24 protein-coding genes are annotated in these 21,279 nt (G+C 66.8%); 9 read left to right on the forward strand and 15 right to left on the reverse strand.

The genetic code is table 11. The features are described 5' to 3' along the window. Window positions 1–115 precede the first annotated feature (115 nt). The 4 genes from J5M67_RS17160 to J5M67_RS17175 are packed head-to-tail and all read left to right on the forward strand — an operon-like array spanning window position 116 to window position 2,168. The gene (locus J5M67_RS17160; protein ID WP_207886538.1) at window positions 116–445 is read left to right on the forward strand and encodes a helix-turn-helix transcriptional regulator; all 330 of its coding nucleotides are present in this window, start codon (window positions 116–118) and stop codon (window positions 443–445) included. Then, the gene (locus J5M67_RS17165; protein ID WP_207886539.1) at window positions 442–870 is read left to right on the forward strand and encodes a YeeE/YedE family protein; all 429 of its coding nucleotides are present in this window, start codon (window positions 442–444) and stop codon (window positions 868–870) included. The genes J5M67_RS17160 and J5M67_RS17165 overlap by 4 nt, the downstream gene beginning before the upstream one ends. Before the next feature lie 3 nt (window positions 871–873). After that, window positions 874–1,308: a DUF6691 family protein gene (locus J5M67_RS17170; RefSeq protein WP_207886540.1), complete on the forward strand. Its 435-nt coding sequence runs from the start codon at window positions 874–876 to the stop codon at window positions 1,306–1,308. Next, a complete protein-coding gene (locus J5M67_RS17175) occupies window positions 1,305–2,168 on the forward strand; it encodes an MBL fold metallo-hydrolase (protein WP_207886541.1) in 864 nt (287 codons plus the stop codon). Before J5M67_RS17170 ends, J5M67_RS17175 begins: the two co-directional genes overlap by 4 nt. Before the next feature lie 240 nt (window positions 2,169–2,408). Here J5M67_RS17175 and aceF read toward each other — a convergent pair whose 3' ends face one another. From aceF to J5M67_RS17190, 3 genes are all read right to left on the reverse strand, one after another. Next, complete coding sequence (gene aceF / locus J5M67_RS17180) at window positions 2,409–4,034, reverse strand: dihydrolipoyllysine-residue acetyltransferase (RefSeq protein WP_207886542.1); 1,626 nt, start codon at window positions 4,032–4,034, stop codon at window positions 2,409–2,411. 154 nt (window positions 4,035–4,188) lie between these two features. Continuing rightward, window positions 4,189–6,837 carry a pyruvate dehydrogenase (acetyl-transferring), homodimeric type gene (gene aceE / locus J5M67_RS17185; RefSeq protein WP_207886543.1) on the reverse strand — a complete coding sequence of 883 codons (2,649 nt, stop codon included), beginning with the start codon at window positions 6,835–6,837 and terminating at the stop codon, window positions 4,189–4,191. A gap of 178 nt (window positions 6,838–7,015) precedes the next feature. Then, a complete protein-coding gene (locus J5M67_RS17190) occupies window positions 7,016–7,987 on the reverse strand; it encodes a sensor domain-containing diguanylate cyclase (protein ID WP_207886544.1) in 972 nt (323 codons plus the stop codon). 340 nt (window positions 7,988–8,327) lie between these two features. Here J5M67_RS17190 and J5M67_RS17195 point away from each other — a divergent pair, with 340 nt between their 5' ends. Beyond that, the gene (locus tag J5M67_RS17195) at window positions 8,328–8,981 is read left to right on the forward strand and encodes a histidine phosphatase family protein (protein ID WP_207886545.1); all 654 of its coding nucleotides are present in this window, start codon (window positions 8,328–8,330) and stop codon (window positions 8,979–8,981) included. A 17-nt stretch (window positions 8,982–8,998) separates the two neighbouring features. Continuing rightward, window positions 8,999–9,823 carry a phosphatase PAP2 family protein gene (locus J5M67_RS17200; protein WP_207886546.1) on the forward strand — a complete coding sequence of 275 codons (825 nt, stop codon included), beginning with the start codon at window positions 8,999–9,001 and terminating at the stop codon, window positions 9,821–9,823. Here J5M67_RS17200 and J5M67_RS17205 read toward each other — a convergent pair. The 10 genes from J5M67_RS17205 to J5M67_RS17250 all read right to left on the reverse strand — a co-directional run bounded on the left by J5M67_RS17205 (window position 9,810) and on the right by J5M67_RS17250 (window position 17,936). Continuing rightward, window positions 9,810–10,382, reverse strand: coding sequence for a hypothetical protein (locus J5M67_RS17205; RefSeq protein WP_207886547.1), 573 nt, complete (start codon window positions 10,380–10,382; stop codon window positions 9,810–9,812). The two genes, J5M67_RS17200 and J5M67_RS17205, sit on opposite strands and share 14 nt — an antisense overlap. 92 nt (window positions 10,383–10,474) lie before the next feature. Further along, window positions 10,475–10,840 (reverse strand): NUDIX hydrolase, encoded by a 366-nt coding sequence (locus J5M67_RS17210; RefSeq protein ID WP_243434724.1) that lies wholly within the window; start codon window positions 10,838–10,840, stop codon window positions 10,475–10,477. Further along, window positions 10,837–11,097, reverse strand: coding sequence for a hypothetical protein (locus J5M67_RS17215; RefSeq protein WP_207886549.1), 261 nt, complete (start codon window positions 11,095–11,097; stop codon window positions 10,837–10,839). Before J5M67_RS17215 ends, J5M67_RS17210 begins: the two co-directional genes overlap by 4 nt. Before the next feature lie 115 nt (window positions 11,098–11,212). Further along, window positions 11,213–12,592, reverse strand: coding sequence for an ATP-binding protein (locus tag J5M67_RS17220; RefSeq protein WP_207886550.1), 1,380 nt, complete (start codon window positions 12,590–12,592; stop codon window positions 11,213–11,215). Next, a complete protein-coding gene (locus J5M67_RS17225) occupies window positions 12,592–13,248 on the reverse strand; it encodes a response regulator (RefSeq protein WP_207886551.1) in 657 nt (218 codons plus the stop codon). Before J5M67_RS17225 ends, J5M67_RS17220 begins: the two co-directional genes overlap by 1 nt. A gap of 83 nt (window positions 13,249–13,331) precedes the next feature. Beyond that, entirely contained in the window at window positions 13,332–14,129 is a 798-nt protein-coding gene (locus tag J5M67_RS17230) for an SDR family oxidoreductase (protein WP_207886552.1), read from the reverse strand. Continuing rightward, complete coding sequence (locus J5M67_RS17235; RefSeq protein ID WP_207886553.1) at window positions 14,116–14,802, reverse strand: TenA family transcriptional regulator; 687 nt, start codon at window positions 14,800–14,802, stop codon at window positions 14,116–14,118. The genes J5M67_RS17230 and J5M67_RS17235 overlap by 14 nt, the downstream gene beginning before the upstream one ends. An 11-nt stretch (window positions 14,803–14,813) precedes the next feature. Next, a complete protein-coding gene (locus J5M67_RS17240) occupies window positions 14,814–16,280 on the reverse strand; it encodes an AMP-binding protein (protein WP_207886554.1) in 1,467 nt (488 codons plus the stop codon). After that, a complete protein-coding gene (locus J5M67_RS17245) occupies window positions 16,270–16,953 on the reverse strand; it encodes a thermostable hemolysin (protein ID WP_207886555.1) in 684 nt (227 codons plus the stop codon). The genes J5M67_RS17240 and J5M67_RS17245 overlap by 11 nt, the downstream gene beginning before the upstream one ends. A 77-nt stretch (window positions 16,954–17,030) precedes the next feature. Continuing rightward, window positions 17,031–17,936 (reverse strand): LysR family transcriptional regulator, encoded by a 906-nt coding sequence (locus J5M67_RS17250; protein ID WP_207886556.1) that lies wholly within the window; start codon window positions 17,934–17,936, stop codon window positions 17,031–17,033. Window positions 17,937–18,037: 101 nt separating this feature from the next. On the opposite strand from J5M67_RS17250, the gene J5M67_RS17255 reads away from it, so the two are divergent. From J5M67_RS17255 to ycaC, 3 genes are all read left to right on the forward strand, one after another. Further along, window positions 18,038–18,904: a pirin family protein gene (locus tag J5M67_RS17255; protein WP_207886557.1), complete on the forward strand. Its 867-nt coding sequence runs from the start codon at window positions 18,038–18,040 to the stop codon at window positions 18,902–18,904. Window positions 18,905–19,006: 102 nt separating this feature from the next. Continuing rightward, on the forward strand, window positions 19,007–19,693 hold the full coding sequence (locus tag J5M67_RS17260) for a hydrolase (RefSeq protein WP_207886558.1): 687 nt from the start codon (window positions 19,007–19,009) through the stop codon (window positions 19,691–19,693). Between the two features lie 54 nt (window positions 19,694–19,747). Continuing rightward, entirely contained in the window at window positions 19,748–20,374 is a 627-nt protein-coding gene (gene ycaC / locus J5M67_RS17265; protein ID WP_207886559.1) for an isochorismate family cysteine hydrolase YcaC, read from the forward strand. A gap of 78 nt (window positions 20,375–20,452) precedes the next feature. Here ycaC and J5M67_RS17270 read toward each other — a convergent pair whose 3' ends face one another. Both J5M67_RS17270 and J5M67_RS17275 read right to left on the reverse strand, forming a co-directional pair. Continuing rightward, the gene (locus tag J5M67_RS17270) at window positions 20,453–20,947 is read right to left on the reverse strand and encodes a hypothetical protein (protein WP_207886560.1); all 495 of its coding nucleotides are present in this window, start codon (window positions 20,945–20,947) and stop codon (window positions 20,453–20,455) included. Then, window positions 20,931–21,224 carry a hypothetical protein gene (locus J5M67_RS17275; RefSeq protein WP_207886561.1) on the reverse strand — a complete coding sequence of 98 codons (294 nt, stop codon included), beginning with the start codon at window positions 21,222–21,224 and terminating at the stop codon, window positions 20,931–20,933. Before J5M67_RS17275 ends, J5M67_RS17270 begins: the two co-directional genes overlap by 17 nt. Window positions 21,225–21,279: the final 55 nt, after the last annotated feature.

A 21,279-nucleotide genomic window follows, 5' to 3' on the forward strand; every position in this document is an offset into this window, starting at 1 on the left:
CCCCGGCGCGGCCTGCACTAAAACCCACCGCTGATCTGGTGGGCTGATAGCGGGCTGGTCACGCTGCGAAAAACAATCTATAAAAATATAGATTGTTTATTTGTAGATCGTTGCCATGACCGTTACCACGCTCGACCCCGCCGACGCCCTGCGCCTGCACCAATCCGCCGAATCCGCCTGCCAGTTGCTCAAGGCCCTGGCCAATACCGACCGCCTGATGCTGCTCTGCCAATTGGCCCAGGGCGAGCTGAACGTCGGCGAGCTGGAAGCCTGCACCGGCATTGCCCAGCCGACCCTGTCGCAGCAGCTGGCGGTGCTGCGCCGCGAGGAACTGGTGGAAACCCGCCGCGAGGGCAAGCAGGTCTACTACCGCATCGCCAGCCAGCAGGCGCTGGCGGTGATCGAGACCCTGTATCGCCTGTTTTGCGCGGAGGCAACGCAATGATCGACTGGACCAGCTTCACTCCCGTCAGTGCCCTGGCCGGTGGCGTGCTGATCGGGCTGTCGGCGGGGCTCTTCGCCGTGCTCGATGGCCGCATCGCCGGCATCAGCGGTCTGCTCGGCGGGCTCTTCAAAGGTTCCGGCTGGCGGGGTGAGGGGCCGTTGTTCCTGCTTGGCCTGCTGGCGGCGCCCTTGTTGTGGGCGCTGATGCGGCCGCTGCCGGAGATTCATTTCGAAGCGGGTTGGGCGACCTTGCTGGCGGCGGGGTTGCTGGTCGGCGTAGGCAGCCGTTTCGGTTCCGGCTGCACCAGCGGCCACGGCGTCTGCGGCCTGTCCCGGCTGTCCGGCCGTTCCCTGGTGGCAACCTTGTCGTTCATGGCCACCGGCTTCATCACCGTGTTCATTCTGCGTCACCTGCTGGGAGCCTGAAGCATGGGCAAGATCGTCGCGTTTCTGGCCGGACTGCTGTTCGGCACCGGCCTGCTGCTGTCGGGCCTGGCCAATCCGGAGAAGGTGCTGGGCTTTCTCGATCTCGCCGGGCCCTGGGACCCGTCGCTGGCGCTGGTGATGGTCGCTGCCATCGGCACGGCACTGCCGTTCTTCGCCTGGGCGCGGCGGCATGATCGGGCGCTGCTGGGCGGCGTCATGCAGTTGCCCAAGCGCCGCGACCTGGATGGCCAATTGATCGGCGGCAGCCTGTTGTTCGGCGTTGGTTGGGGCATCGCCGGCATCTGCCCGGGGCCGGCGCTGGTGACCTTCGCCGCCGGCTACTGGCAAGGCGCGCTGTTCTGCCTCGCCATGCTGGTGGGCATGGGGCTGCACGCCGGCTACGAATGGCAACGTGACGCGAAGAGGAGACCCGCATGAGCGCCACTATCCAACCCTTCTTCGATTCGGCCACGTCCACCTACAGCTATGTGGTGAGTGATCCGCAGACGCTGTGCTGCGCGATCATCGACCCGGTGCTGGACTACGATGCTGCCGCCGGGCGCATCGGTCATGCCAGCGCCCGGCGCATCGTCGATTACGTGCGCGAACAGGGCCTGGCCGTGGAGTGGCTGCTGGAGACCCACCTGCACGCCGATCACCTGTCCGCGTCGGCCTGGCTCAAGGGTGAACTGGGCGGCCGCCTGGCCATCGGTGCGAACACCACCCGGGTGCAGCGCACCTTTGCCGGGCTGCTCAACCTGGGTGGCAGCTTCCCCTGTGATGGCAGCCAGTTCGACCACCTGTTCGAAGACGGTGAGCGCTTCTTCATCGGCGAGCTGGAGGCCGAGGCATTGCACACGCCCGGCCATACCCCCGCGTGCATGACCTATCGGATCGGAGATGCTGCCTTCGTCGGCGACACCCTGTTCATGCCCGACTACGGCACCGCCCGCTGCGACTTCCCCGGCGGCGACGCGCGTCAGCTGTACCGTTCCATCCAGCGGCTGTTCGCACTACCGGAAGAGACCCGGCTGTTCATGTGTCACGACTACCTGTCGGCGCACCGCGAGGAGCATGCGCACGAAACCACCGTCGCCCGGCAGCGCCAGGACAATGTGCACGTGCATGACGGTGTGGACGAAGAGACCTTCGTCAGCATGCGCCAGCAGCGCGATGCGACGCTGCATGCGCCGGCGCTGATCTGGCCGTCGATCCAGGTGAACGTGCGCGGCGGGGTGTTGCCCGAGGAGGAGGACAACGGCGTGCGTTACCTGAGGATTCCGCTGGATCGGATGTAGCGAACCTGTAGGAGCGCCCCATGGGCGCGATCGCGGGCATGGCCCTCTCCTACGAGATCAAGAGCCCCTCACCCTAACCCTCTCCCGCAAGCGGGAGAGGGGACCGTTGGGTGCAGGCGGAAGCCACGGTGTCAGCTGGTACGGACAGCCCCCTCTCCCTCTGGGAGAGGGCTGGGGTGAGGGGAAGCACAGGCACGGATTAACCCGCTAGCAGACAGTTGCTCCTACAGGGGCTTCGGTTTACAGCAACAGACTGCGTATATCCCCCAGCAACTCACCCAGCCGTTTGGTGAACCGCGCCGCCGCCGCCCCGTTGATCACCCGGTGGTCATAGGACAGCGACAGCGGCAGCATCAGCCGTGGCTGGAAGGCCTTGCCGTCCCATACCGGCTGTATCGCCGCCTTGCTCACGCCGAGGATCGCCACTTCCGGTGCGTTGACGATGGGCGTGAAGCCGGTGCCGCCGATGTGGCCGAGGCTGGAGATGGTGAAGCATGCGCCCTGCATGGCGTCGGCGGAGAGCTTCTTGCTGCGCGCCTTCTCCGCCAGCTCGGCAGCCTCCAGGGCGAGTTGCAGCAGCCCCTTCCTGTCCACGTCGCGGATCACCGGCACCAGCAGGCCATCCGGGGTGTCCACGGCAAAGCCGATGTGCACGTACTTCTTGCGGATCAGCGCCTTGCCGCTGGGGGCCAGGGAGCTGTTGAAGTCTGGCAGTTCGCGCAGCAAGTGAGCACAGGCTTTCAGCAGGATCGGCAGGATGGTCAGCTTGGTTCCGGCCTTCTCGGCAACCGCCTTCTGCGCCACGCGGAAGGCTTCCACCTCGGTGATGTCGGCGGACTCGAACTGGGTGACGTGGGGCACGTTGAGCCAGCTGCGATGCAGGTTGGCGGCGCCGACCTGCATCAGGCGGGTCAGCGCCACTTCCTCCACGTCGCCGAACTTGCTGAAGTCGACTTCCGGGATCGGCGGGATGCCCGCGTCACCGGTTGCTCCCGCTGGCACACCGGACTTGCTGCGTTGCAGCTGTTCCTTCACGAACGCCTGCACGTCTTCCTTGAGGATGCGGCCTTTGGGCCCGGTACCGGTGACTTGCGCCAGGTCGACGCCGAACTCGCGGGCGACCATGCGCACGGCCGGGCCGGCGTGAACCTTGGTGCCGTCGCGGCTGGGGGCGCCGACCGGAGCTGCATCCGCAGCCTTGGGCGGTTCGGCGGCTTTCGTGGCGGGGGCAGTGGGTTTCTCCGCACTCGGTGCCGGCGAGGGGGCTGCTGCCGCAGGCGCACTGGCCGCCGGCGTACCGCCTGCGGTTTCCAGTTCGAGGATGTCGTCGCCTTCCTTGAGCGTGTCGCCGATCTTCACCTTGATGGCCTTCACCACGCCGGCCTTGGGCGCGGGGATTTCCATGCTGGCCTTGTCGGATTCCAGCGTCAGCAGGCTCTGGTCGGCTTCGATGCGGTCGCCAACCTTGACCATCAGTTCGATGATCTCGCCCTGTCCTTTGCCGATGTCCGGCACCTTGATGGTTTCCACGCCGCCACCGCTGGAGACAGGTTGCGGCGCGGGGGCGGCAGCCGGTTTCGGTGCCTCGGCGGCGGGCGGGGCAGACGTCTGGGGCGGAGCTTCAGCGGCGGCGCCTTCCGCTTCCAGTTCGAGAATCTCGTCGCCTTCCTTGAGGGTGTCGCCCACCTTCGCCTTGATGGCTTTCACCACGCCGGCGCGGGGGCAGGGGATTTCCATGCTGGCCTTGTCCGACTCCAGCGTCAGCAGGCTCTGTTCGGCCTCCACGCGGTCGCCGACCTTGACCAGCAGTTCGATGACTTCGCCCTGGCCGTTGCCGATGTCGGGTACGCGGATAGTCTCGCTCACTGTGTCTCTCCTCAGAACCTGCTCAATGTCTGCCTGCACTTGCTCATGCGGCGTTGAGAGCAGGCTCGAAATGCTCATTTACCGCTCGTAAACTGCGCTTTCTCGCCTGCTCTCGCCTTGCCTGAGCTGCGTTCGGCAAGACCTTGAACAGGTTCTAGCAGTCCAGCGGGTTGGGTTTTTCGGGGTCGAGACCGAACTTGGCAATGGCCTCGGCCACCACCTTCGGCTCGATGTCGCCACGGTCGGCCAGGGCCTCCAGGGCGGCCAGCACCACCCAGTGGCGGTCCACCTCGAAGAAGTGGCGCAGCCTGGCGCGGGTGTCGCTGCGGCCGAAGCCGTCGGTGCCCAGCACCTTGTATTCCTTGCTCGGTACCCACTGGCGGATCTGCTCGGCGTAGACCTTCATGTAGTCGGTGGAGGCGATCACCGGGCCTCGGCGCCCACCCAGGCATTCCTCGACATAGCTCTGCCTGGGCTTCTGCCCCGGGTGCAGGCGGTTCCAGCGTTCCACCGCCAGGCCGTCGCGGCGCAGTTCGTTGAAGCTGGGCACCGACCAGACGTCGGCGCCGACGCCGAACTCCTCGCGGAGGATCTTCGCCGCCGCCTCGACCTCGCGCAGGATGGTCCCTGAACCGAGCAGCTGCACGTGATGCGCGGCAGAGCGGCGGTCCTCGTCGAGCAGGTACATGCCCTTGATGATCCCGGCCGCGGCGCCTTCGGGCAGCGGCGGGTGCGGGTAGTTCTCGTTCATCACGGTGATGTAGTAGAAGACGTCCTGCTGCTCCTCCATCATCTGCCGCACGCCTTCCTGGATGATCACCGCCAGCTCGTAGGAGTAGGTCGGGTCATAGGTACGGCAGTTGGGGATCACCGATGCCAGCACGTGGCTGTGGCCGTCCTCGTGCTGCAGACCTTCGCCGTTCAGCGTGGTGCGCCCGGCGGTGCCGCCGAGCAGGAAACCGCGGGTCAGGCTGTCGCCGGCGGCCCAGGCCAGGTCGCCGATGCGCTGGAAGCCGAACATCGAGTAGAAGATGTAGAACGGCAGCATCGGCTGGCGGTAATTGCTGTAGGCGGTGCCGGCGGCGATGAAGGAGGACATGGCGCCGGCCTCGGTGATGCCTTCCTCGAGGATCTGGCCCTTCTTGTCCTCGCGGTAGAACATCAGCTGTTCCTTGTCGACGGGCTCGTAGAGCTGGCCGACCGAGGAGTAGATGCCCAGCTGGCGGAACATGCCCTCCATGCCGAAGGTGCGCGCCTCGTCGGGGATGATCGGGACGATGCGCGGGCCCAGCTCCTTGTCCTTGACCAGCTGCGAGATGATCCGCACGAAGGCCATGGTGGTGGAGATTTCCCGGTCGCCGGTGCCATCGAGTATGGCCTTGAGGGTGTCGAGCGGCGGTGTCGCGATGCGTTGGTTGTTGCCGTGGCGGTGGGGCATGAAGCCGCCCAGGGAGGCGCGGCGCTCCTTCAGGTAGCGCGCCTCCGCGCTGCCTTCCTCGGGGCGGTAGAAGGGTAGCTTGGCGAGGTCGTCGTCGCGGATCGGGATGTCGAAGCGGTCGCGGAAGGCGCGCAGGCTGTCGACGTCGATCTCGTGGATGTTGTGGGCGATGTTCTTCGCCTCGCCCGTGCCGGTGCCGTAGCCCTTGATGGTCTTGGCCAGCACCACGCTGGGCTGGCCCTTGTGGTTCACCGCCGCATGGTAGGCGGCGTAGACCTTGTAGGGGTCGTGGCCGCCCCGGTTGAGCTTCCAGATTTCCTCGTCGGAGAGGTCCTTGACCATCTCCAGCAGCTCCGGCCGCGCGCCGAAGAAATGCTCGCGGACGTACGCCCCGTCCTTGGCCTTGTAATTCTGGTAGTCGCCGTCCACCGCTTCGTCCATGCGCGCCTGCAGCAGGCCGGCATGGTCCTTGGCGAACAGCGGGTCCCAGAAGCGGCCCCATATCACCTTGATCACGTTCCAGTTGGCACCACCGAACACGCCTTCCAACTCCTGGATGATCTTGCCGTTGCCGCGCACCGGGCCGTCAAGGCGCTGCAGGTTGCAGTTGATGACGAAGATCAGGTTGTCCAGCTTCTCGCGCCCGGCCAGGGAGATGGCGCCGAGGGATTCGGGCTCATCGGTCTCGCCATCGCCGAGGAAGCACCAGACCTTCTGCTTGCCGGCGGGGATGAAGCCGCGGCTTTCCAGGTACTTCATGAAGCGCGCCTGGTAGATGGCCTGGATCGGCCCCAGCCCCATGGACACCGTGGGGAACTGCCAGAAGTGCGGCATCAGCCGTGGGTGCGGGTAGGAGGAGAGGCCCTTGCCGTCCACCTCCTGGCGGAAGTTCACCAATTGCTCGTCGCTGACCAGCCCCTCGATGTAGGCGCGGGCGTAGATGCCCGGCGAGGCATGGCCCTGGAAGTAGATCAGGTCGCCGGCGTGTTCCTCGGTGGGGCCATTGAAGAAGTAGTTGAAGCCGATGTCGTAGAGGGTTGCCGAGGAGGCGAAGGTGGAGATGTGCCCCCCCAGCGACGGGTCCTTGTGGTTGGCGCGCATCACCATGGCCAGGGCGTTCCAGCGCACCAGGGAGCGGATGCGTCGCTCCATGAACAGGTCGCCGGGCATGCGCGCCTCGTGCCCGGCCGGGATGGTGTTGCGGTACGGCGTGGTGATGGCGTAGGGCAGTTGGGTGCCGGTGCGGCTGGCCAGCTCGCCGAGGCGGGTCATCAGGTAGCGGGCGCGGTCCTCACCTTCCTTTTCCAGTACGGATTCCAGCGCGTCCAGCCATTCCTGGGTTTCCACGGGGTCGATGTCGTGCATGGTCAGGGGTCCTGGTTACGGGGTCGGCTCTACGCTATGCCGGCTCCGGGGCCAGTCCCACCGCCAGTTTGGCGGAAAGGTCGAAGTCCGTTTCCGAACTTCGCTGCCTGCCGCCGGCACGCGCGCGTGGGTTAGAGCTTAGTCAGCCCGGGCGCGCCTGTCGGGGCAGGTCGTCGAATCAGCGCGTGCCGTCCAGTCGCAGGTCCTCGCCACGCGCCCATTGCGCCACTGCCAGCCGATTGCGTCCGTCCTGCTTGGCCTGGTAGAGCAGCCGGTCGACCGCCGCCACGAAGTCCAGCGGGCGATCCCCCGCATGCGGCACAGCGGTACCGACGCCCAGGCTGATGGTCAGCAGCGGGGCGACGCGGGACTGCTCATGGGCGATGCGCTGCTCGCGGATGACGTGGCGGCAGCGCTCGGCGACCTGGGCCGCCGCCTCGCTGTCGGTTTCCGGCAGCACCAGGACGAACTCCTCGCCGCCGAAGCGCGCGATGAAGTCGCGCGGGCGGTGCAGCGCGCCGGCCAGCGCCTTGCCGACGCTGCGCAGGCAGTCGTCGCCCTGGACGTGGCCGTAGTGGTCGTTGTACTGCTTGAAGTAGTCGATATCGAGGAGGACCAGCGACAGCGGCTGGCCGCTGCGCTGGGCGCTGCCCCATTCGGTGTCCAGCACCGAGTCGAACATGCGCCGGTTGGCCACGCCGGTCAGGCCGTCCTTGTAGGAGTACTCCTCCAGCTGGCGCTGCAGCATGATCAGCTGTTCCTCGGCGCGCTTGCGCTCGCTGATGTCGAACATGAATCCGACCAGCGATTCCACCTCGCCGTTGGCGTCGCGCACCACGTGCACCACGTCGCGAATCCACACGTAGTCGCCGGTGGCGGTGAGCGCCCGGTAGTCGGCCTCGTGGTCGGTGCCCTCGCGCGACTGCGACACGCAGAAGCCCACGACCCGCTCGCGGTCCTCGGGATGCATGCGTTCGGCCCAGTCGTTGGCGCTGATCCAGCTCGACTGGCTCCAGCCCAGCAGCGCTTCGATCTGCGGGCCGATGTAGGCGAAGGTCATGGTCTTCCAGTCGATCTTCCAGGGGATGGCCTGGGTCGATTCGAGCAAGGTCTTGTATACCGCGCTGTCGGAAGGGGCGTCGTACTGCATGTGCGCATCCTGGTGGCAAAGTGCCTTGTTTATACCGTACTCCCATGCCTCCCGGCGTGTCGCCGGGCGACAGAGAGGCTCACCTGGCGCGCCTTCTCGACGGGCGGTCATCGGCCTGAACGCTCGTGTGCCCGGCGTCCTCAAGGTCCAGGTGGGTGGTAACGACATCTTCAGCAATTCATGACGCCATCTTCACACTCTCGGCGCTACGTTCTCCTCGCCCGACATCCGACAACCAGCCGTGCGATGTGAGCCCAGGAGCGGGCAGGGTCTCGGTGTGCCACAGGGCATTCCGGGTAGGGCAGGGAAGCAGCCTCGAATGCCAGCCAGCGGAAATCAAATGCCAATGCCCTTCGCCCGTAACGTGCGACGAATCCTTGCCAAGCGCTTGCTGGTGGTGCCGCTGGTGGTACTCGTCCTGGGGCTGATCAGCGGCTTCTGGCTCATTCGCCCGCCAGCCGCCGAGAACATCGCCCACGACCAGGCCAGCCTCGATGCGTTGCGCGAGCACTGGCGCAAGGGTGACCTGATCGTCCTGGTGCGCCACGCCGAGCGTTGCGACCGCTCCGATTCCCCCTGCCTGGCCTCGCCCGAAGGCATTACCGTGCGTGCCCAGGCTGAAGCCCAGGTGCTGGGCGAACACTTCCGCGTACTTGGCCTGACCGACAGCGACATCCTCAGCAGCCCGAAAATCCGCGCCGAGCAGACCGCCGCCTCGATGTTCGGCCAGGCCCCGGCGCAGCAGGAGTGGCTGGCCAGTTGCCGGGGCTCGATGCTGCGCGATGCCCGGCAACACAAGCTTCCCCACCGCAACCTGATCCTGGTGACCCATAGCGAGTGCATCGAGGATCTGGAGGCCACCGTGAGCATCGCCGAACCGGCGACGCCCGACTATGCGTCGTCGCTGTTCCTCATCAGCGACGGCAGCACCGCACCCAAGCTGCTCGGCTACCTGGATGCCGATCAATGGGCCGCCGTCGCACCGATCCGTTGACCCCGCAAGGACCCTGCATGTCCGCAACACGTTTCTACCTGATCACCCTGGGTGTACCGCTGCTTCTGGCGGTACTGCTGTTCTGCACCTTCGACCTGACCAACCTGGATGTGCTGATCAGCAACCACTTCTACGACCCGCTGACGAAGACCTTCGTGCTGCAGCACGACCGTCTGTTCGAGAAGCTGACCCACAAGTTGCCGCGCATCCTGCCCAACTCCCTGGGTGAGCTTTCGGTGATCGGGATGGTGCTGTCCTTCGTCTGGACGCTGTTGCCCAAGGGACGCTTCACCGCCTGGCTGGAGCAGGTGCGGGTCGCGCCGGTGCTGCGCTGGTTCGTGGCGCATCGCCGCGACTTCATTTTCCTGGTGGTATCGATCGCCATCACCACCGGCATGGTGCATTACTTCAAGAGCCACACCAGTGTCTGGTGCCCGGTGGAAACCACGCTCTACGGCGGCGTGCACGAGAAGCGCGAGTGGTTCGAGAACTTCAGCCTGCTGCACGAGGCGGGCGAGGGGCGCTGCTGGCCGGGCGGCCATGCTTCCAGCGGTTTCACCCTGCTGGCGCTGTATTTCGTCGCCCGTCGTTATCGCTGGCAGCACGCCCGCAAGCTGTTCATCGCCGTGATGACCATCGGCATGATCTACGGCACCACCCGCGTACCCCAGGGCTGGCACTTCGTTTCGCACACCTTCTGGTCGGCCATTCTCGTGTGGCTGACGATGCTGGGCACCGCCCTGGCGTTCTACGGGCGTGAGCGTCTGAGCCAGCCCGCTTTGGGGGCGATCCGGCAGACGCCGGAGTCGGTGGCCGAAGGGATTTCCGTCAGCGCGCGCTGATGCTGCTGGAAGCGCTGCCCAGGCGGTAGCGCTCCAGTTCCTGCGGCGTGAGTACGCGCATCTTCTGCGGTTCGATGCCCTGCATGTCGTCGGCCAGGGCAAGTGGGATGTCCATGTCGCGCAGGTAGCCGCGGGCGTTGTACGCGCCGCTGGCCAGGGACGAGTCGCCGCCCGGGTAGTAGGGACGGTGCAGGCCGACATAGCCGCGCACCGTCTTGCGCTTGCCGGCGGCCAGCAGGTAGACGCATGAGCCCTGGCACAGGCTGTTGGACGGCACCAGCGTCTCGAAGCCGGACTCGCGCAGCAGGCGCCCCATCTTGATCGACTCCGCCGCGCTGCCGCCGATGCTGTCGAGCAACGCCACCTTGCGCGCGAACTTCCCGGGATTGCCCATCAGACCCTTGAGCAGCCGCTCGTAGTCCCCAGGGGCGATGTCCTCGGAAATGCGCACCGCCAGCACCGGGCCGACCTTGCTGTGCTGCACCGGCTGCACCTCGACCTTGGCCAGGGCAGTGGCGGAACACAAAAGGGTGGCGCAGAGCAGGGTGACGCGGCGCATGGGTGGAAAGTCCTGTCAGAGGGATCATTCAGAAGGCGCCGAAGATACCGCGAAGCACCGGCGCCTTGCACCTCCGAGTTGCCCGCCGGGGCTCAGCTCGCCCTGGACAGGCAGGTGCGCAGCAGGCGGCGCACCGATTTGTTGATCTTGCGCCGCTCGACGTCTTCCGGGCCGAACCAGCGGCAATCGGCGATCTCGTTCAGCGGTACGGGTTGCTGGGCCGGGTCGATCGGGGTTTCGAACACGTAGTGCAGCGTCTGGTACAGCTCCAGCGGCGCGAGGTAGCTGAGCTGCGCGGCGTGCAGGCCGGTTTCCTCGTTCAGTTCGCGCAAGGCGGCCTGGCCCGGGCGCTCGTCCCGTTCGATGCGCCCGCCGGGCAGGTTCCATTTCGACCGGGCCTTGCGGACGAAGAGGATCTTGTCGTCGAGACGGCAGATGACCGTCGCACGTTCTTTCAGCGATTTACCCATGGCGGCACCTCTGCGGCAAAACCAATCACTCTGCAAACCTCGGACGCGTCGCCATGGATGAAGAATTGCTGGGTGGGGTAGTCAGTTACGTAGATGAAATGCGCGGATGGCAAGGGCCGGGCTTCAGCGGCGTCTGTAGGGGGTTTCCTAGCATCCTGCTTCGACATCCTGACTCTCGAACGTCCGGGGTATTTTTTCTTCAGACGGCAGGGCGCGGTGGCATGTTCCTTGAGATTCTTCCCCATGACCCTTTCTCCTTACCTCAGAGCGCGGGTGCTTTTTTCTGTAAGCATAAGAGGTCGGAAGAAAATCTCCATCGGCTAAATGGGTTAGGCCAATAATCTCGACGTGCGGTGAAGTTCAGGGGCGGGACGGGGCCTGCACGGGCAGACGCACGCGGGCCTGGAGGCCGCCTTCGGGACGGTTGCTCAGCTTCACGTCGCCGCCCAGGCGTTGCATCGCGCGGTTGACGATGGACAGGCCCAGGCCTGCGCCATTGGGGTTGCCTTCGCTGTAGAACCGCTCGAAGGCCCGCTCCAGCCGGGCTTCCTCTATCCCCGGGCCGCTGTCCTGCACGGTCAGCAGCAGGTCGTCATCCTGGCGTTCGAGGGCGATGCGCACGGTGGCGCCAGCGGGGGAGAAGTTCACCGCGTTGCTGACCAGGTTCTGCAGGACCACTTCCAGCGCGCCGCGATCGCTTCGCGTGAGGTAATCGCCGCTGGCGATCTCAAGGTCCGGTTCCACCTGCTGGCGCAGCATCCAGGGCGTCAGCTCGGCGAGGCTGTCGGTGATCAATGCCTGTACATCCAGCACCTTCCAGTGGCTACGGTCGGCGGCCGGCTCCAGGCGCGCCAGGGTCAGCAACTGGTTGACCACCCGGCTGAGCCGATCGACCCCATCGATCAGGAAGTCCAGGGCTTTCTGGCGCTCCTGCTCGCTGTCCGCCTGGGTGGCGTTCTGTGCGTGCAGGCGCAGGACCGCCAGGGGCGTGCGCATTTCATGGGCCGCGTCGGCGATGAAACGGTGCTCGCGGTGGAGCAGGGATTCCACCTGGCTGAGCAGGCGGTTGAGCGCCGCCTGCATAGGCTCCAGCTCGCGCGGCAACGGCACCAGTTGCAAGGGTTCCAGCGAATCGGCATGTCGGCCACGGATCACCCGCGCCATGTTCTGCAGAGGTTCCAGCCCCCAGCCGATCGCCAGCCAGACCAGCAGCGCCAGCGCCAGGCTGCCGGCCAGGTAGGGCATCAGGGTGTGGCGCACGATGCGGCCGACCAGGTCGTCGCGCACGTCGTAACGCTCGCCCACCCAGATCACCAGCTTCTGCGCCGGCACCGGCAGCACGAAGCTTCGCCACTGCTGGGCGTCGCGGGTCTCGTTGCTGAAGCCGGGAGCCTTGGGCGGCGTGTCGAAGGTCGGCGCGCTGGGGGAGCGCACATGCAGCTCGCCGTCATCGCTCCAGACGGCGAAGGCCAGCTTGTTTTCGTACGGGTGGCCAGGGCGCCCCTCGCCGGACTGGCTGAGTGCTTCATTGAAGGCGTGGTACAGCGTCTGTCGCTCGGCGCCGGCCAGCGGCAGGCTCATCACGCCCTGCAGCAGGCGGGCGTTCTGGGCCAGGTGGGCGTCGTAGATTTCGGCAATCTCGTGGCTGCTGTCGTGGTAGTTGTACAGCGCCAGCAGACCCGTGCCCACCAGCAACAGAAGCATCACCCGCCACAGGGTGCGGCTGCGCAGCGAGGTCATCAGGCTTCCACCAGGTAGCCGATGCCGCGCACGGTGCGGATCAGGCCGCTGAACAGCTTCTTGCGCAGGTGCGAGATGTGCACTTCCAGGGTGTTGCTTTCGGCGCTTTCATCCCAGCCATAGAGCAGCTGGGTCAGGCGGTCGCGGGTGAAGACCCGGCCCGGTTGCGCCAGCAGTTCGTGCAGCAGCTGGTATTCCTTGGGCGTGAGCACCACGGGGCGGCCCTGGAAGAAGACCTGCTGGGTCGAAGGGTCGAGGCTCACCCCGGCGTGCTCGATCAGCACCCGCGCCCGGCCGTTGCTGCGGCGCAGCAGCGCGCGCAGGCGGGCCTGGAGTTCATTGAGGTCGAAGGGTTTCACCAGGTAGTCGTCGGCGCCGGCGTCCAGCCCGGCGATGCGATCGTCCGTGGCGTCGCGGGCGGTGAGGATCAGCACCGGCACCGTCGAGCCCGACGCGCGCACGCGACTGAGCACCTGCAGGCCGTCGAGCCGTGGCAGCCCGAGGTCGAGCACCACCAGATCGAACTCCTCGGTCTGCAGGGCGTGCAGCGCGCTTGCGCCGTCCTGCAGCCAGTCGATGGTATAGCCCTCCTGGCGCAGGCCGGTGCGTACGCCTTCGCCCAGTGCCTGGTCGTCCTCTACCAACAGCAAACGCATGATCAGTCCTGTCCTGCCTGAATTTCCCTGAGTAAAGCATCGAACTCGCCGCGCTGGGCCCGCTCGGGGCCATGCGGCTGCGGTCAGGGCTGTTGCTCGTGGCGGCTGTGGCGGCGGATCAGGGGCAGCTGCTTGCGCAGCGCGCGGTCGACGATACCGGGCAGCATGCCATTGATGCGCACGAAGAGTTTTTCCGGCCAGCCCAGGTACAGCTCGCTGCGTTCAGCTTCGATGGCGGCGAGCACGGCCCGGGCGACGTCGCGGGGATCGTCGCTGCTGGCCTTGAGCGCTTCGTTGAGTGCCATTGCCGCCGCGCTGTTCATGCCGGTACGGGTGGTGCGCGGAGCGACGTAGAGCACGTTCACCGAGGTGTCCGCCAGCTCGCGGCGCAAGGCCTCGGAGAACCCGCGCAGGGCGAACTTGCTGGCACAGTAGACCGCATAGCCGGGATAACCGATGGAGCCATAGATGGAGCCGACGTTGACGACCAGCGCCTGGCGCTGCTCGCGCAGGGTCGGCAGCAGCAGGCGGGTGAGGTGCAGGGTGGCGCCGATGTTCAGTTCGATCATGTCGTCGAGGCAGGGCTCTTCCAACTGGTCGAGCATGGCGAACTGGTTGACCCCGGCGACGTTGATCAGGAGGTTGGCGCCGCCGTTGCGCCGCAGCGCATCCAGCACGGCATGGCGGTCGGCGCCATGGCGCAGGTCGGCGGCCTGCCAGCGCAGGTGTTCGGGGTAGCGCCGCATCAGCTCGTCCAGTGCTCCGGCGTGACGGCTCACCGCCAGGACCTGGGCACCGGCCGCGCAGAGCTGCTCGGCCAGTGGCAGACCGATGCCGCCGCTGGCGCCGGTGAGCAGCACGCGGCATTCAGGCAGGCGCATGCTGCACCTCGTCCTGCTGTGCCCGGGCGCGCGGCAGGCCACGGAACATGTCGGCGTACAGGCGGTAGACAACCTTTGCCGCGTGGATCACCGCCTCTTGGTCGACCGGGTCCTCCAGGCGGTTCATCAGGCGGCGGTAGGTCTGCATGTGGCCCTGGTCCAGCGCGCCGTGTGAGCTCAGGTAGCTGAAGGCTTCCGGGGGCAGGCCGAGGCTGCTGCGGATGCTGCCGGCGGCCTGGGTGGCGAGGGCGATGCTGGTGCCTTCGAGCACGTTGACCATGCCGAACAATCCCACCGGGTTACCGCGCTGGATGAGGTCGTAGAGGAAGGCCACCATCAGCTCGATGGCCAGCGACGGGCGACCGCTGCGCACGGCTTCGGCGTCGCCGCCGCAGGCGGTGATGTCATCGAGAATCCAGCGTTCGTGGCCGTATTCCTCGTCGATGTATTCGCATACCGCGCCGCGCAGCCACTCCAGGTGTGCTGGCAGGCGCGCGCCGCAGGCCATCATCAGCGGAACGGTATGGCGGACGTGGTAATAGGCCTGGGTCAGGAAGGCGATGTAGCCCTCCAGGCTGACGGTTCCTGACAGCGCCTCGCGAATCACCGGGACGCCGAACAGCGCCTCGCGCTCCTGGGCGGTGGCGGATTGCAGGGTGTCGAAGAAGGGCATGGGACAACACCTCACTCGGTGACCATTTCGGAAAGGGTTTCGCGGTAGCGCTCGAGGATGGCCGCGCGGCGCGGGCGGCCATTGGGGGTGAGCAGGCCGCTGGCGCTGCTGAAGGGTTCGGGCAGGCGCGCCCAGCGGTGCACCCGGGCGTAGTCGGGCAGCAGCTCGTTGCACTGGCGCACCGCCTGTTCCAGGGCCTGGTCGGTGCAGGCCGGGTCCACCGGCCAGAGCAGCGCCAGGTTCTGGTGCAGGCCCTCGCCGTGGACGAAGGCCTGGAGCACCACGCCGTTCTGGGTCAGCTCGGCTTCGATCCATTCCGGATTGACGTTGCGGCCGAAGCTGGTGATGAACTGGTTCTTCTTGCGGCCGGCGAGGTACAGGTAGCCGTCTTCGTCGAAGTGGCCGAGGTCGCCAGTTGGCCACCACTGCCCAAGGTGCGGTGGTTCGCCGAGGTAGCCGAGCAGGGCCGAGCCGCTGACCAGCACCTCGCCATCGTCGGCCAGCTTCACCTGCACGTGGGGCAGGGGCCGGCCCACGCTGCCGGGGCGCACCGCGCCGGGGCGGTTCAGGCAGACCACCGAGGCGCACTCGGAGAGACCGTAGCCCTCGAACACCGGCAGCCCGACGGCGGCGGCGCGCTGCAGCAGCGACGGCGCTACCCGCGCGCCGCCCACGGCGACGAACTTCAGCGGACCGACGCGCATCGCGCCACGCTCGATGGCGGTCACCAGGCCCAGTAGCAATTGCGGCACCAGGATCAGGCTTTGCGCGCCGCTCAGGGCGATGGCGCCGAGCAGCCGCTTCCAGTCCACGCTGCTCGATCCACCCAGGCCTATCTGTTCGCTGGACAGCAGGGTCAGCGTGGCGCCGGCGCAGAGTGCGGCATACAGACCGAGGTTTTCCAGCAGCACCGCCAGCGGCAGGATGGCCAGGTAACGGCTGGGCTCGGCAGGCCGGCTGGCGGCTTCCAGCTCGCGGGCGACACGCAGCATGGCGCCGGCATCCAGGCACACGCCCTTGGGCGCGCCGGTGCTGCCGGAGGTGTAGGTGATCTTCGCCGTTCCCAGGGGCAGGCCGGCATCCACTACCGCCGGGCGGTACCAGAAAGTCTCGCCACGGCTGAAACCGTTGCTGCGTAGTTCGATCTCCATGCCGGGCTCGACCAGGGCCAGGCTGGCCTGGCTTTGCATCAGGCAATGGGCGCGCTGGGCCGGGCTGAAGAAGGGCGGCAGGATCAGGCAGGGGCGTTCACTGAACAGCGCGGCCAGGTCCCAGATCAGGGCCTCCGGGCCATTGTCCAGCGCCAGGGCCAGGGCACCGCCGGGCTGCGCGGCCAGGTGCGCGGCGCGTTGCTCCACGGCCTCCAGCATCTGCGCATAGCTGTAGCGCTGGGTCGCGCCACGCAGCGCCAGGCGCTCGCCGTGGTCGCGGGCATGGTGGCGCAGATGGTGCAGGAAGTCTTCCAGCTCAGGCCGCATATTCGCGCTTCGCACGGTAGAGGAGCACCGGGAAGCCCAGGCGCTGGTAGGCCCCGCTGTTCTCCAGCTGTTCATGGCCGTAGCGGATGCTGCCGGTGAACACCTGCGGGTGCTGGTCGTAGTAGTTGCCCCATTCCCGCCGTGCGCCGTTCAGCCGCGCCGGGTCGGCCGGCGCGAGCACCGTTGGCTCCAGGCCCAGGCGGTGGAAGCTGTTGATCAGCGTCGCCGCGCCGGTGAAGGCGACCCAGCGCAGCCCACGGGCGGCCAGCAGCCAGGTCATCGCGACGATGATCAGGCGCGCGCTGCCGGCGTTCCGGACGGCCAGATTGCCCACTTCCACCAACTCCTGGCGCGGCACCGCGTAACCGGCGATGCGCGACACAGGGCCTTCCAGCGGCTCGTCCAGGTAGCGTTCGAGGAACAGCGGCTCCTGCTGCGCCAAGCGGATGCCGGCGACCGCCACCAGCGCGCCGTGGCGGTCGCGCAGGCTGAGCAGCTCGGGCAGGTAGTGATGCAGGTCGGCGTGGTGGACGCGGTCGAAGCGCTCATGCACGAAGGCTTCGATCTCGCGTCGTTGCGGGTCGTCACGGCCGATCAGGCTCAGGCTCGCCAGGTGCGTGTCGCGCGGGCCGAAGCGGAACGGAAACAGCGACTCCCATTCGGATTGCGTCATGACTCCCCCCACGATGGTGATAATTCGTTGGGGGGAGTATTCGCCGCGAATCTGAATGCAATCTTAAGGGGCGCCGTTCAGGCCATGTCGCTGCGCTCGAACTCCTCGGCGAGAAAGTCCAGCAGCGCCCGCACCGATGGCAGCAGTCCGCGCCGCGAGGGGAACACCGCATGGACCACCCCGGTGCGCGGCGACCAGTCCGGCAGCAGGTTGACCAGGCTGCCGTTGTTGAGGTCCTCGCATACCACCACCGCCGGCAGGTGCACCGCGCCGACTCCGGCCAGCGCGGCCTGGCGCAGCGCCATCAGGTCGTCGGTGACCAGCCGCGGGTGGTGGCGCACCTGGGCGCTGGCGCCCTTGGGACCGTCCAGCTGCCAGTGGTATTCGCGTTGCACCGAGCCCCAGTGCAGCGTCGGCAATGCCGCCACGTCGGCAGGAATCGGCCGCGCCGTCAGCCGTTCACGTAGCGACGGCGCGCCCACCACGCGCTGGCCGCTCTCGCCCAGCACCTTCATCACCAGGTCGGTGCTTTCCAGCGGTGGGAAGCGCACCCGCAGGGCCACGTCGATACCTTCCTGGATCAGGTCCACCTGGCGGTTGGTGGCGTCCACATGCAGCGCCACCAGCGGGTGCTCGACCATGAAGCGCGCCAGCATCGGTCCGACCCAGAAGTTCAACAGGGCGGTGGGACAGCTCAGGTGCACCACGCCCTGCGGCTCGGAGCGGTGGCGTTCGATCACCTCGGCGGCGCCCTCGGCTTCCACCAGCATCGCCAGGCAATGGCGGTAGTACTCCTGGCCGATCTCGGTCACCGAAAAGTGCCGGGTGGAGCGCTGGATCAGGCGGACACCCAGGCGCTCCTCCAGTGAGGCGATGCGCCGGCTGAGCTTCGACTTGGGCTGGTCCAGGGCGCGACCGGCGGGGGCGAAGCCGCCATGTTCGACGACCTGGGCGAAGTAATAGAGATCGTTGAGGTCTTCCATTTCAGTGTTCTCCAGATGGAACTCTGAGGTGAATTATCGCCGTCTACCGACCACATTGTTGCAGATTTATCGTGTCTCCCATGCACTACAGGAGGCACCCCATGAAACAGATTCTCGGCATCTACAGCGCACCCCGGCCGCACTGGGTCGGCGATGGCTTCCCGGTTCGCTCGCTGTTCTCCTACGACAACCTGGGCGAGCACCTGAGCCCCTTCCTGCTGCTGGACCACGCCGGTCCCCATGACTTCACCCCCAGCGCCAGCCCGCGCGGCGTCGGCCAGCACCCGCACCGCGGCTTCGAGACGGTGACCATCGTCTACCAGGGCGAACTGGAACACCGCGACTCCAGCGGTGGCGGCGGCCGCATCGGCCCCGGCGACGTGCAATGGATGACTGCCGGCGACGGCATCCTCCACGAGGAATTCCACTCGCCGGAGTTCAGCCGCAGCGGCGGCACCCTGCACATGGCGCAGCTCTGGGTGAACCTGCCGGCCCGTGACAAGCGCACCGCCCCGGCCTACCAGACGCTGCTGGCGGCGGACATTCCGCAGATCGAGCTGCCCGGCGGCGCCGGCACCCTGCGGGTGATCGCCGGCCGCTATGACGGCGCGGCGGGGCCGGCCCATACCTTCAGTCCGCTGGATGTCTGGGACATGCGCCTGAACGCGGGCCACACGCTGGACCTGCGGGTCACCGCGGGGCGCAACACCGCCCTGGTGGTCCTGCGCGGCAACCTGCGACTGGCCAGCGGCGAAAGCCTGCGCGAAGGGCAACTGGCTTTGTTCGAACGGCGCGGCGACAGCCTGCTGCTGGAGGCGGACAGCGACGCCGTGGTCCTGCTGCTCAGCGGTGAGCCGCTGAACGAGCCGATCGTCGGCTACGGCCCCTTCGTGATGAACAGCGACCGCGAGATTCGCGAAGCCATCGACGACTTCCGCGAAGGTCGCTTCGGCCAGCTGAGCCGATGAGTGTCACATCCCGGACTTGGCGGGTGCTTAGTCTGGATCATCTCCCTCGCTGGAATGCGCGGGTCACCGAGGGCCGGGACGGCCCTTCCGAGGAGAACCACCATGAGCAACTTCTCTCAGATCGCCAACTTCAACGGCCAGCGTCCGGTGATCGACCCCGACGACACCGCCATGCTGCTCATCGACCACCAGAGCGGCCTGTTCCAGACGGTCAAGGACATGCCCATGACCGAGCTGCGCAACAACGCCATCACCCTGGCGCGGATCGCCACCCTGGCGAAGATTCCGGTCATCACCACCGCCTCGGTGCCCCAGGGCCCCAATGGCCCGCTGATCCCGGAAATCCACGAAGCCGCGCCGCACGCCCAGTACGTGGCGCGCAAGGGTGAGATCAATGCCTGGGACAACCCCGAGTTCGTCGCCGCCGTGGAGAAGACCGGCAAGAAGACCCTGATCATTGCCGGCACCATCACCAGCGTGTGCATGGCCTTCCCCAGCATCAGCGCGGTCAACGCCGGCTATCGGGTGTTTGCCGTGATCGACGCCTCCGGCACCTATTCGAAGATGGCCCAGGAAATCACCCTGGCCCGCGTGGTACAGGCCGGCGTGGTGCCGATGGACACCGCCGCGGTCGCCTCGGAAATCCAGCGCACCTGGAATCGCCCCGACGCCGCCCAATGGGCCGAGGCCTATAGCCTAATCTTCCCTCACTACCGTCTGCTGATCGAAAGCTACACCAAGGCGCAGCAGGTAGTGACCGAGCACGAAGTATTGGACTCGCAACGCTGACTCACCCCAGCCCGGCCCTGCGCCGGGCTTTCCACCTGCAAACGAGGAAACGCCATGAGCAAGCCTTACGTCCGTCTCGACAAGACCCAGGCCGCCGTACTGCTGGTCGATCACCAGACGGGTCTGCTTTCGCTGGTACGCGACATCGAGCCGGACAAGTTCAAGAACAACGTCCTGGCCCTGGCCGACCTGGCCAAGTACTTCAAGCTGCCGACCATCCTCACCACCAGCTTCGAAAACGGCCCCAACGGCCCGCTGGTGCCGGAGCTGAAAGACCTGTTCCCCGATGCGCCGTACATTGCCCGTCCGGGCAACATCAACGCCTGGGACAACGAAGACTTCGTCAAAGCGGTCAAGGCCACCGGCAAGAAGCAGCTGATCATTGCCGGCGTGGTGACCGAGGTCTGCGTGGCCTTCCCGGCGCTGTCGGCACTGGAGGAGGGCTTCGACGTCTTCGTGGTGGCCGATGCCTCCGGCACCTTCAACGAAGTCACCCGCGATGCCGCCTGGCGCCGCATGGAAGCCGCCGGCGCGCAGATGATGACCTGGTTCGGCGTGGCCTGTGAGTTGCACCGCGACTGGCGCAACGACATCGAAGGCTTGGCCGCGCTGTTCTCCAACCATATCCCCGACTACCGCAACCTGATCACCAGCTACAGCCTGCTGACCGCGAACAAGTAACGCGCGCCAGATAGCAAGGCTCGCACGGAGGCCGGAAGGGGCGTTCCCTCCGGCCCTCCGCGCGACCTGGCGCCTGCGTCATGCCGTCGGCCGGGGAGGGTGGGCAAGCGGCTTGATGTAGCGATTGCCGAACGACCAGTGCGACACGCCGTGCCGCGCCTCCTGCAGCAACTGGAAGAAGCGGATCAGGTAGCCCGTCTCGAAACACCTGCGAGCCATGCCTGCGCTGAAGCGCTGGCGCGCCAGGAACAGCGCATTCCACGGCGCGGACAGGCCGTCCGGTTCCAGGCTGCACTGCGCTTCATGCATGCCGCGCCGCAGCAGATCGAGGTTGCGGCCCTGGCTCGGCGTCAGCGGAATGCGCCGGCAATAAGGCGTCGCCGCAATCTCCCGGACATTGCTCAGCACCCGCAGGTGAGCCAGCCAGAAACCCTGCTCGATGTGCTCCCGCGCCGTTTCCAGCAACGCCAGCGCCGGTGCGTCGTTGCACTGCAGCAACATCGTCCGCAACGAGTCGATGGCCTGCATGGCAGCCGCATAGTGCGCAATCGCCGGATCAGGGCCTGCGTTCATCGACCTTCCCCTCCGGCCGGTTCCGTGGATGCTCCAGCGCCAGCTCATAGAGCTGACGAGCCTCGCTCACCAGCGGCACGAGGGCCGAGGCGAGTCGGGCGGTGGCATGGATCAGGCCGCGATCGGCGTCGTCTTCCATCAGCCGCAGCAGATCCTCCACCGCCGTCAGGCGCCGCATGGCGGCTTCGTGCAACTGCTGGGGTGGCGCCAAGGCGTTGATGAAGAACACGCCCTCGCCGGGCTGTGTCGCCAGGGGAACGAGCTGCAGTTCAAGCATGGTGTGCCTCCGGATGGAGGGCAGGGATGGGCGGTGGGGCAGGGCGGTGCGCGGG

The organism is Pseudomonas sp. 30_B, from assembly GCF_017491605.1.
Taxonomy (GTDB): Bacteria; Pseudomonadota; Gammaproteobacteria; order Pseudomonadales; family Pseudomonadaceae; genus Pseudomonas.